This is a genomic window from Amycolatopsis sp. NPDC031561 (assembly GCF_055580625.1).
In genome coordinates this window covers 483277-496095 of sequence record NZ_JBVILA010000003.1, presented here as the reverse complement: position 1 = coordinate 496095, position 12819 = coordinate 483277, and the positions used below count along the sequence as shown (strand labels likewise).

The 12819-nt window shown below is 67.2% G+C and carries 11 protein-coding genes and 2 tRNA genes; 10 read left to right on the top strand and 3 right to left on the bottom strand.

The window, feature by feature from the left end; translation table 11 throughout:
• Positions 1–82 precede the first annotated feature (82 nt).
• The 3 genes from ACZ5IK_RS11410 (at position 83) to ACZ5IK_RS11400 (ending at position 3827) form a co-directional block, all read left to right on the top strand.
• The gene (locus ACZ5IK_RS11410; RefSeq protein ID WP_465487617.1) at positions 83–1126 is read left to right on the top strand and encodes a 3-isopropylmalate dehydrogenase; all 1044 of its coding nucleotides are present in this window, start codon (positions 83–85) and stop codon (positions 1124–1126) included.
• A 282-nt stretch (positions 1127–1408) separates the two neighbouring features.
• A complete protein-coding gene (gene cimA, locus ACZ5IK_RS11405) occupies positions 1409–3034 on the top strand; it encodes a citramalate synthase (RefSeq protein ID WP_465487616.1) in 1626 nt (541 codons plus the stop codon).
• A 19-nt stretch (positions 3035–3053) separates the two neighbouring features.
• A complete protein-coding gene (locus ACZ5IK_RS11400) occupies positions 3054–3827 on the top strand; it encodes a fumarylacetoacetate hydrolase family protein (protein WP_465487615.1) in 774 nt (257 codons plus the stop codon).
• Between the two features lie 67 nt (positions 3828–3894).
• Here ACZ5IK_RS11400 and ACZ5IK_RS11395 read toward each other — a convergent pair whose 3' ends face one another.
• Positions 3895–5133, bottom strand: a complete 1239-nt coding sequence (locus ACZ5IK_RS11395; RefSeq protein WP_465487614.1) for an FAD-dependent oxidoreductase — start codon at positions 5131–5133, stop codon at positions 3895–3897.
• 530 nt (positions 5134–5663) lie between these two features.
• On the opposite strand from ACZ5IK_RS11395, the gene ACZ5IK_RS11390 reads away from it, so the two are divergent.
• The 3 genes from ACZ5IK_RS11390 (at position 5664) to ACZ5IK_RS11380 (ending at position 6729) form a co-directional block, all read left to right on the top strand.
• Positions 5664–6401 carry an HAD family hydrolase gene (locus ACZ5IK_RS11390; protein ID WP_465487655.1) on the top strand — a complete coding sequence of 246 codons (738 nt, stop codon included), beginning with the start codon at positions 5664–5666 and terminating at the stop codon, positions 6399–6401.
• Between the two features lie 51 nt (positions 6402–6452).
• Positions 6453–6524, top strand: a tRNA-Gln gene (locus ACZ5IK_RS11385).
• A 132-nt stretch (positions 6525–6656) separates the two neighbouring features.
• Positions 6657–6729: transfer RNA gene (locus ACZ5IK_RS11380), tRNA-Glu, on the top strand.
• Positions 6730–6971: 242 nt separating this feature from the next.
• On the opposite strand, the gene ACZ5IK_RS11375 is transcribed toward ACZ5IK_RS11380, so the two are convergent.
• Complete coding sequence (locus ACZ5IK_RS11375) at positions 6972–7583, bottom strand: hypothetical protein (RefSeq protein ID WP_465487613.1); 612 nt, start codon at positions 7581–7583, stop codon at positions 6972–6974.
• A gap of 347 nt (positions 7584–7930) precedes the next feature.
• On the opposite strand from ACZ5IK_RS11375, the gene ACZ5IK_RS11370 reads away from it, so the two are divergent.
• From ACZ5IK_RS11370 to ACZ5IK_RS11360, 3 genes are all read left to right on the top strand, one after another.
• Positions 7931–8713 carry an MBL fold metallo-hydrolase gene (locus tag ACZ5IK_RS11370; protein WP_465487612.1) on the top strand — a complete coding sequence of 261 codons (783 nt, stop codon included), beginning with the start codon at positions 7931–7933 and terminating at the stop codon, positions 8711–8713.
• Between the two features lie 26 nt (positions 8714–8739).
• A complete protein-coding gene (locus ACZ5IK_RS11365) occupies positions 8740–9585 on the top strand; it encodes an SDR family NAD(P)-dependent oxidoreductase (RefSeq protein WP_465487611.1) in 846 nt (281 codons plus the stop codon).
• A gap of 69 nt (positions 9586–9654) precedes the next feature.
• Positions 9655–10788 carry an epoxide hydrolase family protein gene (locus ACZ5IK_RS11360; RefSeq protein ID WP_465487610.1) on the top strand — a complete coding sequence of 378 codons (1134 nt, stop codon included), beginning with the start codon at positions 9655–9657 and terminating at the stop codon, positions 10786–10788.
• An 83-nt stretch (positions 10789–10871) separates the two neighbouring features.
• Here ACZ5IK_RS11360 and ACZ5IK_RS11355 read toward each other — a convergent pair whose 3' ends face one another.
• Complete coding sequence (locus tag ACZ5IK_RS11355; RefSeq protein ID WP_465487609.1) at positions 10872–11741, bottom strand: MmyB family transcriptional regulator; 870 nt, start codon at positions 11739–11741, stop codon at positions 10872–10874.
• 74 nt (positions 11742–11815) lie between these two features.
• On the opposite strand from ACZ5IK_RS11355, the gene ACZ5IK_RS11350 reads away from it, so the two are divergent.
• On the top strand, positions 11816–12805 hold the full coding sequence (locus tag ACZ5IK_RS11350; RefSeq protein WP_465487608.1) for a nuclear transport factor 2 family protein: 990 nt from the start codon (positions 11816–11818) through the stop codon (positions 12803–12805).
• Positions 12806–12819: the final 14 nt, after the last annotated feature.

Genomic DNA, 12819 nt, shown 5'->3' with positions numbered 1-12819 from the left:
GGCCGGTAACCTTCCGCTGCTGGCGTTTTCTTGCGGATGGGCCATCCGGACTGCCGGTGGCCTGGTCTACGGAGGTGTGTGGATGCGGCTCGCGGTGATCCCAGGAGACGGGATCGGGCCCGAAGTGGTCGCCGAGGCGCTCAAGGTGCTCGGTGAGGTCGTACCTACGGCGGAGATCACGAACTACGACCTCGGCGCCGCCCGGTGGCACTCCACCGGTGAGCTGCTCCCGGAGTCCGTACTCGGCGAACTCCGTCAGCACGATGCGATCCTGCTGGGCGCGGTGGGCGACCCGACGGTGCCGAGCGGCATTCTGGAGCGTGGTCTGCTGCTGCGGCTCCGTTTCGAGCTCGACCACCACGTGAACTTGAGGCCCGCCCGGTTGTACCCGGGAGTGCGCGGCCCGCTCGCGGAGTCGGGCGAGATCGACATGGTCGTCGTGCGTGAGGGCACGGAAGGCCCCTACGCCGGCAACGGTGGCTTGCTGCGCAAGGACACGGAGCACGAGATCGCGACGGAGGTCAGCGTCAACACGGCGTTCGGCGTCCGGCGCGTGGTGACCGACGCGTTCAACCGCGCCGAGGCGCGGCCCCGCAAGCACCTGACGCTCCTGCACAAGACGAACGTGCTGGAGTACGCGGGCTCGCTGTGGTCGCGGATCGTCGAAGAGGTCTCGCTGGAGCACCCGGAGGTGACCGTCGCCTACTCCCATGTGGACGCGGCGATGATCCACCTGGTGACCGACCCGTCCCGATTCGACGTCATCGTGACCGACAACCTGTTCGGCGACATCGTCACCGATCTTTCGGCGGCGGTGACCGGCGGCATCGGGCTGGCGGCGAGCGGGAACCTCGACATCACGCGCCGGAACCCGAGCATGTTCGAGCCGGTGCACGGCAGCGCGCCGGACATCGCGGGTCAGGGTCTCGCCGACCCGACCGCCGCGGTGCTGTCGGTCTCGCTGCTGCTGGACCACTTGGGACAGAAGGAATCGGCGCGGCGGATCGAGGCCTCGGTGGCCTTCGACCTCGCGACCCGTGATCAGGCGTCGCCCGGTGCGACGCACGCGATCGGTGACCGGCTGGCGGCGCTCGTTTCGTCGAACGTGCGCCCGGTCACTCAGTAGTCGGCCCTGAGATGAAGGGGACTTTCATTGCAGAATTTGCAATGAAAGTCCCCTTCATTGCCTCCGGGGGCTCCCAGAAAGTGGGAAGTGTCGCCCGGCCTGTGGACGCCCGGCGGAGCGTGTGCCATGATGCGTCCGTGACCTCCTGCACCATCATTATCGCCGAGCGCGCCGGATAACAGCTCCACAAGAGCCCCCGGCGCGCAACCTCTCGCACCCATGCGGGAGGTTTTTTTGTTGCCCGAACCAGCTTTGCCACCACCTCGAAACGAGGAGTTTCCCGTGAACCGCACGGAGCCCGCCGATACACCGCTCGGCGACGCATTCCACCTCTACGACACGACGTTGCGCGACGGCGCGCAGCGCGAGGGGATCTCCTACTCCGTCACGGACAAGCTGGCGGTGGCGAGGCTGCTCGACGATCTCGGGGTCGGCTTCATCGAAGGCGGATGGCCGGGCGCGCTGCCCAAGGACACGGAATTCTTCGCCCGCGCCGCTTCCGGCGAACTGAAACTGCGGCACGCCGCGCTCGTCGCGTTCGGCGCGACGCGGAAGGCGGGAACCAAGGCGGACCAGGACAAGCAGGTGCGGGCCCTGCTCGATTCCCAGGCGCCGGTGATCACGCTGGTGGCCAAATCGGACCTTCGTCACATCGAACGCGCACTGCGGGTCGACGTCGACGAGGCCTGCGCGATGGTGCGGGACACCGTCGCCTTCCTCGTCGGCGAAGGACGCCGCGTCTTCCTTGACGCGGAACACTTTTTCGACGGCTACGCGTTCTCCCCGGACACCGCGCTGAAGGTGCTCGACGCGGGAGTGAACGCGGGTGCAGACGTCGCCGTGCTGTGCGACACCAACGGCGGCCAGCTGCCGCTCGGTCTCGCGGAAACCGTCCGCGAGGTCAAGGAAAGGACCGGATTCCGGCTCGGAATCCATTGTCAGGACGACACTTCCTGCGCGGTGGCGAATTCCGTCGCCGCCGTGCAGGCCGGCGTGACGCACGTCCAGTGCACCGCCAATGGGTACGGCGAACGGGCGGGTAACGCCGATCTGTTCGCCGTCACGGGAAATCTGGTGACCAAGCTCGGTATGGAGGTGCTCCCGACCGGAGGCGCCGCCGAGCTCACCCGGGTCTCCCATGCTCTTGCCGAAATCGCCAACCTCGCCCCCTACACCCACCAGGCTTACGTAGGGGCGTCGGCTTTCGCTCACAAGGCGGGACTGCACGCGAGCGCGATCAAGGTGGATCCGTTGCTGTACAACCACATCGATCCAGCTTCTGTCGGCAATGACATGCGGGTACTGGTCACCGAGATGGCCGGCAGGGCCAGCCTGGAGCTCAAGGGACGTGAGCTCGGGGTCGACCTTGCCGGCCAGCCCGAGGCGCTGACGAGCGCCGTACGCAAGGTGAAGCAACTCGAATCCGAAGGCTGGTCCTTCGAGGCCGCGGACGCTTCACTGGAACTGTTGCTGCGGCGGGAGGTCGACGGCCCGCAAAGCGACGTCCTCGACGAACCGCCGTTCGCCCTCGAGTCGTACCGGGTCGTCCTGGACCACCGTTCCGACGGCGAGGTCGTCTCCGAGGCGACGGTGAAGGTGCACGTCGCCGGGCAGCGCGTGATCGCCACCGCCGAAGGCAACGGCCCCGTGCACGCGCTCGACGCCGCCCTGCGCGAGGCACTCAGCCCGCACCTGTCCTGGTTGGACAGTGTGGAGCTGGCCGACTACAAGGTGCGCATCCTGCCCGGTCACCCGGGCACCGACGCCGTCACGCGCGTGCTCGTCGAGACCAGCGACGGCGAGCGGGAATGGACGACCGTCGGCGTGCACGGCAACATCGTCGAAGCGAGCTGGCTCGCGCTGTGCGACGCGCTCGTGCACAAGTCCCTCAGCGAAGCCTCGGCTTGAGGAGTCGTACAGTGGGGGAGTGCGTCTAGCCCGAATTGCTCATCCCGGTGGTGTCGCGTTCGCTTCGATCGAAGGGGACGGCGACGACGCCCAGGTACTGGAAATCGCCGAGCACCCCTTCGGCAACAACCCCAACTTCACCGGCAAACGCTGGCCGCTCGCCGACGTCCGGCTGCTCGCGCCGATCCTGCCGTCGAAGGTGATCGCGGTCGGCCGGAACTACGCCAAGCACGCGGCCGAGTTCGGCAACGAGGTCCCGGCGGACCCGATGCTGTTCATCAAGCCGTCGACCTCGGTGATCGGCCCCCACGCGCCCATCCGCCGCCCGCGCGGCGTCGGCCGGGTGGATTTCGAGGGTGAGCTGGCGATCGTCATCGGCCAGCCGGTCAAGAACGTGCCCGCCGCTCGTGCGGCGAGCGCGATCCTCGGCTACACCGTGGCGAACGACGTCAGCGCCCGCGACCTGCAGAAGTCCGACGGCCAGTGGGGCCGGGCGAAGGGTTTCGACACCTTCTGCCCGCTGGGCCCCTGGATCGAGACCTCGCTCGACGCGGCCGACCTCGCGCTCAAGTCCGAGGTGGACGGTGAGCTCAAGCAGGACGGCCGGACGTCGGACCTGGTGCACAAGATCCCCGAGCTGATCGAGTTCGTGTCCGGCGTGATGACCCTGCTGCCCGGCGACGTCATCCTGACCGGCACGCCCGAGGGCGTCGGCCCGATCGAGGACGGCCAGTCCGTTTCGATCACCATCGAAGGCATCGGCACCCTGACGAACCCGGTGCAGGACGTCTAAAGCGCGCTATGAAAGGCCCGTTACTTGCAAAATTTGCAAGTAACGGGCCTTTCATAGCATCCGGAGGCTAGCTCTCCGCAGGCTCCATCGCCCGCCGCGCGAAGGCCGGGGCGTGCTCCGGCCGGAGGCCGAGGCCCAGCAGTCGCGCGGGGAAGTAGGAAAGCACCGGGAAGCGGCTGAACAGCTTCACCATCACCGCCGGCGGGCCGTTGCGCTTGCCCTCCATCACCGGCCGCATGACGTTCTTGTGCAACAGTCGTTGCAGCCCTTGCACCAGCATCGTCGGCGCGAGACGGCGCTTGCGGACCTTCGCCAGGTCCGCTTCCGTCGGCTTGCCGCGGCGCAGCGGCTCGGCGAGCAGGGTGGCGGCCGCGACCGCGTCCTGCACGGCGAGGTTGACGCCGACCCCGCCGACCGGTGACATCGCGTGTGCCGCGTCACCGATGCACAGCAGCCCGTCGAGATGCCATTTCCGCAGCAGGTTGAGCTTGACGTCGAGGAACTTGACGTCGTCGGTCGTCTTCAGCTCGCCGACGCGGTCGGCGAATTCGGGGCAGACCTCGGCCACGTTCGCCCGGAACCATTCGATGCCCTTGGTCCGCAGGTCCTCGCCCTTCGGACCGAGGTAGGCGACCTGGAAGTAACCCTTCCGCGGCAGCGGCACGGCGAACCGGCGATTCCGCATCTTCGGGGTCAGCCTGCCCTCGAGTTCGCCCTCCCGCCGCGAAATCCGGAACCACCACGCGTCGAACGGGGTGTCGTACTCCTTCGGGATCAGCCCGGCCTCCCGCCGGGCCAGCGACCAGCGGCCGTCGGCGGCGATCACCAGGTCGGCGCGCAGTTCGCCGGTCCGCCCCTCGGCGTCGCGGTAGCGAATCCCGCTCACGCGGCCCTGCTCCAGGAGCAGGCCGGTCATCTCGGTGCTCCGCCGCAGCGTGAACGTGGGTTCCTTCGCGCCGGCGTCGGCGAGCAGGTCCAGGAAGTCCCATTGCGGGACCATCGCGATGAAGGGGTGCGCCACCTTCAGCCTGCTCAAGTCGGCCAGCCGCATCATCGTGCCGTCCTCGGCGGGGAATCCGGCGTAGGCGATCTCGCTGTGCGGCAGGCTGAGGAACTTCTCGCTGAGACCCAGTTCGTCGAGCAGTGTCAAAGTCGACGGGTGCACCGTGTCGCCGCGGAAGTCCCGCAGGAAGTCCTTGTGCTTCTCCAGCACCGTGACCTCGACCCCGGCCCTGGCCAGCAGCAATCCGGCGACCATGCCCGCGGGGCCACCGCCGACGATCACGCAGTTCGTGCGTTCGTTCATCCGTCCCACCCCTTCGAAACTCTTATTCATCACCTGTTGAATAAACTCAGCATGCACCTGCCCGACCGGCGCGTCAAGCGCCATCCGGGCGGATGCGCCGTTCGGGCTATGGCGGGGATCTCACCGGTCCTCGGCCGTCTGTCTACATAGGACTCAGCGTGCTCGGACCGTCCTGGAAGGACAGCGGTCGCGGACGCGCCCTTGTGGACTGTCCGCGATTCGGACCGCGTAAGGATTTCGTTGTCATCACAGGGAGTGCGTGCGTCTAATCGGACGTGGCGCCGGGTATCGACATTTCACTCACTCGCCCGCGCCAGTCGTTGCCGGGTAACTAAAACACGACATCTCACCAACTGGGAGTAGAGCGCCCGCGCCGGAACAGAGCAGCCTTAATCACCTCATCGGCAGAGTCGCGATCGCGCTGGGTGCCCTAGCCTCACTTGGTGGATTTCGCTCTCGTGCCCCGGACCCCGTCACGAACCACTCCGGCCGTTACGGACGGAGCCCCTTGGGAGCCTCCGGAGTTGCGGTTGGTCTGCCTCGACATCGATGACACGTTGATCGACTGCACGGCGGCGATCCGGCTCGGCCTGCGCGCGCTCACCGGCCAGAACGACCTTTGGCCGCTGTGGGATCTCATCACCGAGGAGCACGTCGCGCTGGTGGTGGCGGGCGAAATCGATTACGCGACGATGCATCACAGGCGCACTGAATGCTTCCTCGCGGAGATCGGCATTCTGGCCGACGAAGACCAGGTCATCGGCTTCGAAAGACGTCGTCGTGAAATCCTCACCCGTTCGTGGCAATTGTTTGAAGATGTCCTTCCGTGCCTGGAATGGCTGCGGGCCGCGGGCGTGCTCGTCGCGGCGGTCACGAACGCCTCGGGCGCGCATCAGCGCAAGAAGATCGCCGATCTCGGACTCGCCCGGTTCTTCGACCACGTGGCCATCGCCGGTGAACTCGGAGTAGCCAAACCGGACCCGGCGATGTTCCACTCGGTCTGCCTCGGCCTCGGCTGCGACCCGGCGCAGGCCGTCCACGTCGGCGACAAGCTCGACACCGACGCCATCGGCGCACGCGACGCCGGCCTGGGCGCCGTCTGGCTCGACCGGGACGGCATCGCCGAGCGCGCCCCGGCGGGCGTGCACACCATCGCCGGCCTCGACGAGCTCCCTGAGCTGCTCGTTTCCGAGTTCGCGAAGCTCGGCGTCCCGGCTCAGCGCGCTACGGAGACCCCCGCTTTCACGGTGCGGAACAGCGTGCTCTAGTATTTCTTCTCGTGCGGCACCGAGCCGGTCAAGACCGGAACGGTACCTCACTGGGGTATGGTGTAATTGGCAGCACGACTGGTTCTGGTCCAGTTAGTCTAGGTTCGAGTCCTGGTACCCCAGCTGGAGAACTCTCCGGAGTGAAACACAGAGTGACCCCCCTGCGAAGGCGGGAAACCCGGTCTGGTAAGTTTCTTCACAGCAACACAGCAGGTGAACAACTGAAAACCTCCTTCTGAAGGAGGAAAGATCCTAGCCCCCGTCGTCTAGCGGCCTAGGACGCCGGCCTCTCACGCCGGTAGCGTGGGTTCGAATCCCATCGGGGGTACAAAAGCTTCATCCAAGAGCGTCGATCGAAATGATCGGCGCTTTTTGCTATTCCGGGAATCAGTATGGCGTCGTTGACCTTTTTTCCTGCTTCTGATGGCGGTTCAACCCCGATCGTCAAGACGTCGCCGAGGTTCTGCTTCAGACACTCTTCGAGGTGACACAGCTTACCGCGCAGTGGGTGGTGCTGGAGCCTCGATGTCTTGCGCGTCGAGCTGAGCCACTTTGGCTTGAACAGTGTTCTCAGGGCTTTCGCGAACGGGCCGTCGGGGCACCGCCTTGGGCGTTGGAGGCGCTGTCGTCCACAGTGGCCAGGTCGGCGTGTGGATCGGTGCCGCCGCGGTTGTTCTTCCGGGGCCGGCACAAGTAGTAGGCCGGCCGCCCCTTCTGTGCGTTCGGTTTGCGGGTGGTGAGTTCGTCGAACATCCACTTGGGCACGAGCGGTTCGTTGACCTTGCCGCGTTGTGATTTCCTGGCTCGGCGATGGGCTGGTTGATGCGGCGTTGGAGAACGCATTGCTGCCTGACAAGGTGATCGGTTCGTTCGACGTGAAGAGCGGCACGTCCGCGCGGCCGAGTTCACGCTCGATGGACAGGCCCTCGAACGTCCGGGTATGCCCCGGGACTTCCTTGAGGAGGTCGGTGACACCGCCCGACCGCGGGATCGGTTGTCCAGGTCGAGCCTGTCGGATTCGATGTCGTAGAAGTGGGCCACGATCACCCACGAGTCAGGTATCGCCGACTTGCAGTCGGCCAGCTGGCGCAGCATCGACTGGCGAGGATCCTGCAGGTCCTCGGTGGAAGTCCGGCCGAGGAAGGCCACCCGGCCTTCGTCGCGGAGCAAGGCTGCGGGCATGCCCAGGGGCGATACGGCGAAAGTTCGTCCTTGGGGCTTGCCGGGCCGGATTCGTACGCGGCTCATCGGAGTAGCTCGCTGATCGCGGCGTTGAGCCGCCTGCGCAGACGATCGCCCTCGGGGGTGGAGGACGAGCCAGATGGCGAATGTGTACCTGTCCACGAAGGCCGCTAGCCGGTGCGTAGGTCACCGCGATCATGGCTGCTTGAGTGACCTGAGCTTCACGTCGTTCCTGCTCGGCCTGCTTCCAGCTACATGTGACGAAGTTAGCGTACGGGCGTTCGCTATTGATTTAGCGAACGCCCGTACGCTAACTTTCGGCGACCGCCGCCGAGAAGGAGTACGGGATGCGAACACGACGACTGGGCTGGGCCGGACTGGAGATCGAGGCGGACGGTGAGCGGCTGGTGATCGACTACGTACGGGACCTCTCGCCACTGTTCACCGGATGGCGGTCCGGCGACAGGCTGCCGGCACCGAGCGGGACGGCCGGCGCCGCACTGGTCACGCACCTGCACCGGGACCACACCGACGCGGCCGCACTCGCGGGCGTGCTGGCGCCGGGAGCGCCGGTGCTCCGACTGGCGCCGGGCCACGGCGACGACGTGGACAACGTGACGACCCTGCAGGCCGAGCGCGAGCTGGCCTTGCACCGACTGGCCGCCGAAGTCGTGGATCCCTGGTCCACTCGCGAAATCGGGCCGTTCCTCGTCACCGCGATCCCCGCCGTCGACGGACTGGGCGACCCGCAGCTGAACTGGGTGGTGCAGGCCGGCGGGCAGCGGATCTTCCACGGCGGCGACACGATGTTCCACGGCTACTGGTGGCTCATCGCGCGCCGGTTCAGCCCGTTCGACGCGGTGTTCCTGCCCGCCAACGGCGCGGTGGTCGACGCGCCGCACCTGCGGCCGCCGAGTCCGCTGCCCGCCGCGCTGGACCCTCGGCAGGCCGCCGCGGCCGCGGAGATCCTCGACGCCCGGTACGCGGTACCCATGCACTACGAGCCCGGACAGCCGGACAAGATCGCGGGCTACGTCGAGGTCGCCGACCCGGAGAAGGAGTTCCGCGCGCACGCCGGACAGCGCGCGCACGTGCTGGCCGTCGGGGAGTGGCTGGACCTGGCCGCATGACCGCAACTCCGCGACGTGGCTCCGGCATGGACGCAGTCGGTTCGGGACAAGGGAAAGGACTCCGGGTGAGTACAGAGAACAGGGTCGTCGCGGTCACCGGCGGCGGTACGGGCATCGGTGCGGCGGTGGCCCGCCGCTACGCGGCCGAGGGCGCGAACGTGGTGGTCCTCGGACGGCGGCGCGAACCGCTGGAGAAGGTGGCGGAGGAAACCGGCGCGCACGTCATCGCGTGTGATGCCAGCGTGACCTCGGATGCGGAGAACGCGGTCGCGGAGATCGTCGGCCGGTTCGGGCGGCTGGACGTCGTGGTCGCGAACGCCGGCGGGAACGGGCTGTCGTCGGTGACCGACACCGACGACGAGGAGTGGGAGTCGGCGTTGCGCTCGAACCTCTCGAGCGCGTTCGTGTTCTGCCGGGCCGCGCTACCCACGCTGGTGGAAGCCGGGGGACAGGTGGTGATCGTGTCCTCGTTGGCCGGTCTGTTCGCGGGTCCCAACGTCGCGGGGTACACCGTCGCGAAACACGCGCTGATCGGCCTCACCCGGTCGATCGCCCGGGACTACGGGCCCCACGGTGTCCGCGCGAACGCGGTTTGCCCCGGTTGGGTCCGCACCCCGATGGCCGACGGCGCAATGGAACGGTTCGCCGAGTCGGCAGGGTTCGCCGGAGGGCGGGACGAGGGCTACCGTCGGGCGACCGCCGAGGTCCCGCTCCGACGCCCGGCAGAACCGGACGAGATCGCCTCCATCGTTCGGTTCCTCGGCTCGCCGGAATCGTCGTACATCACCGGCGCGGTACTGGTCGCGGACGGCGGCGCGCACGCGGTCGACCTGCCCACTCTGGCCTTCGAACGCGTCGGCACGGACACCTGACGCCGGCCTCCCCTACGTAAACTCGCGACGTCGAGTTTCTCCGTTTTCCGCGAGTGCAAGGAGAAAACCATGGTGCCCACCAGGCCCGTACTCGAGGTCACCGAAGCCGAACTCGGTGAGCTGCGAGCTCGGCTGGCCGCCACGCGATGGCCGGCTCCGTGGCCGGTGACCGGCTGGTCGGCGGGAACCGATCCCGGTGAGTTGCGGCGACTGGTCGCCTACTGGGCGGCCGGCTATGACTGGCGTGCTCACGAAGCCGCCATCAACGCGCTGCCCCACCACGTCGCGGACATCGCCGGGACACCGGTGCACTACCTGCGTTTCGACGGGGAGGATCCGGAGGCCCTGCCGATCGTGCTGACCAACGGGTGGCCCAGCTCGTTCCTGGAGTTGACCGACCTCGCCCGGCGACTGGCCACCCCGTCCAAGCACGGTGGCAGCGCGGCGGACTCGTTCACCGTCATCATCCCGTCGCTGCCAGGATTCGCCTTCTCCCCGCAACGACCGTCGCTCACGGATCCCTTGCAGACCCACGAACTGTGGCACTTGCTCATGCACGAGGAACTGGGACTCGCCCGGTACGGGGCACACGGCACAGACCTGGGCGCGGGCATCACCTCCCGGCTGGCCGAAGCCCATCCCGACGCTCTGGTGGGTATCCACTTGGCGGCCGTCGCCAGTCCGGTCGCCTACGACGACGAGAGCATCACCGCGCAGGAGCGCGCCTACCTCGACTCGGTGACGACCTGGTCGGCGAAGGAAGGCGCGTATCAGCACCAGCAGAGCACCCGACCCGTCACCTTGAGCTACGGGCTGGCTGACTCACCGGCCGGGCTGCTCGCATGGATGATCGAGAAGTACCGCGCGTGGAGCGACTGCGAAGGTGACCTGTCCTCGCGGTTCAGCGACGACTTCCTGCTGACACAGGCGTCGCTCTACTGGTTCACCAACACCATCTCGACCTCGTTCCGGCCCTACTACGAGTACAGCGAGAACATGACGCGCAGAGTCGAGCGGATCGAGGTCCCCACCGCCCTCGCGCTGTTCCCGGCCGACCTCACCCGGCCGCCGCGCAGCTGGGCCGAGCGCACCTACAACATCACGAGATACACGGAGATGCCCCGCGGCGGTCACTTCCCCGCACACGAACAACCCGAGCTGCTCGCGCACGACCTCACCGACTTCTTCCGGCCGCTGCGGTGAGAACCGGACTGTCGGACCGAGTGGTCCTCGTCCCTCATCGCCCGCCTCGATAGCCTCGCGGATCGGCTCGACTCCGAAATCGCTCACGTGCCGAGCCGATGGCCATCGGCTTGCTGCTGGCCGGGGCGCGCGCTGCGGGCGTCCAGCAGAAATTCGGTCAGTGAAGTGGCGTCGGCCGAGCCCGGGGCCGCCGTGAACATCACCGCCCTCAGGTCGCCGTCGGGAATGTGGACGGTGTCGCAGTCCAGTGCGATCTGCCCCAGATCCTCATGCTTCAGCTGCATCCGGCTGTCGTGCTGCCCGGCGGTAGGCGTGGTCGCCCAGAGCTCGGCGAACACGGCGCTGGCGCGCTGGAGGTCGGCGGTCAAAGACGCCAGGTCCTCGTCCTCGGGGTAGCGGGTCGAGGCCGCATGCAGTTCGGCCACCAGCAGGCGCTGGAAGCGCGTGTCGTCATCCGGCGACCGAAGCACCTGGCCGCCCTGGCCGACGAACACCCGCCAGGGGATGTTGCCCTCGCGCGGGTGGAGCGAGGGCACCCCGCAGGCCAGCGCTTCCCAAGCCCGGTTCCAGCCGACGACCGTCCACGTGGCGTCGAGCACGCACACCGGCGTGCTCTCTATCCGGTCCACGAGCCGGCGCGCGCCATCACTGAGTCGCCGTGGCACCCGCCCTTCCACCGGCGCGTAGCCGGCCAGCGTGCACAGGTGCTCGTACTCCGTCCTGCTCACCCGGAGTGCTCGGGCCAAGGCGTTCAACACACCGGGCGAGGGATGCCGACGACCCTGCTCCATGCGTTTCAGGTGATCCGTCGACACGCCTGCCAATTCGGCGAGCTCTTCGCGTCGCAGGCCGCCCGTGCGCCTGCGGCCGTGACCGACGACACCCACCTGTTCGGGTCGGGTGCGTTCACGTTGCTCCCGCAACGCCATTCCCAAAGTGCTCGCGTCGGACATGACCGAAGAATATCAGCGGCATCCGCCAGGAGGGGACATTCTGGCCCCTGCTACGGCGGCCGAGACCCGGAAGAATGACCACCAGAAAGGCGGAGGCAGCGCACGCGAATCTGTGTCGACACGCGCTCCCCTCTCGATTTTTCACCGATCGTGTTCTCGATGAAGGAATACTCATGACCGATGTCAACCACCTCGCCGACCGGGTCGCTGTCGCCGAGACCGTGGCCCGTTTCGCTTGGTCACAGGATCTCAAGGACTGGGCCGGTCTGCGTGCGATCCTCGCCGACACCGTCACGATGGACGTCTCCGAGCACTTGGGCGCGCCGTCGCGAGAATTGAGTGCCGATGATTTCGTGGCCGCCAGCCGGGCGGTGCTGGAAGGATTCCAGAGTACTCACCATTCGACCTCCAACGTCATCGTCGAGGTTGAGGGCGACCACGCCACCTACCGGAGTTTCGTGGTGGCCTACCACCACGTTCCCGCCGACGAGGTCGACTGGCTCGTCGTGCGTGCTTTCTGGTACGTCGACCTGCAGCGGGCCGACAATGAATGGCGGCTGAGGCGCATCCGCGTCGTGCGGAAAGCCCCTTTCGCGGGCAACCCCGAGCTTTACGCGATCGCCGAGGGGGCGCGCGGACAAGGCGGGCGAGAAGTGAGCGCGTCGACCGACGACATACGCGCCATTCCGTTTCGCATGGCCGCGGCGATGTCCGATCGTGACGTCGAAAAACTGGTGGCCAATTACACCGACGACTTCGACTGCGTGATGCCGGTGCACCCTGATCGTTCTTTCCGCGGTGCCGACCAGGTTCGCGCGAACTACACGACGATCTTCGCCCGGTATTCGAACGGCCTGGACGCCCGGGTCATCGATTCCGTGGTGGACGGTGACCGGGTGTGGACCGAGTGGGAGATGATCGGCACGCGGGTCGACGGGGTCGTCGAGACCATCCGCGGCACGGTCATCATCCGGGTCGAGGACGGCCGCGCCGGAGCGGTCCGCTTCTACCTCGATCCGGTCGACACCCCGGATGCAACGGCACAGCTGAACATCCTCGGCTGAAATCCGGCTCGGCA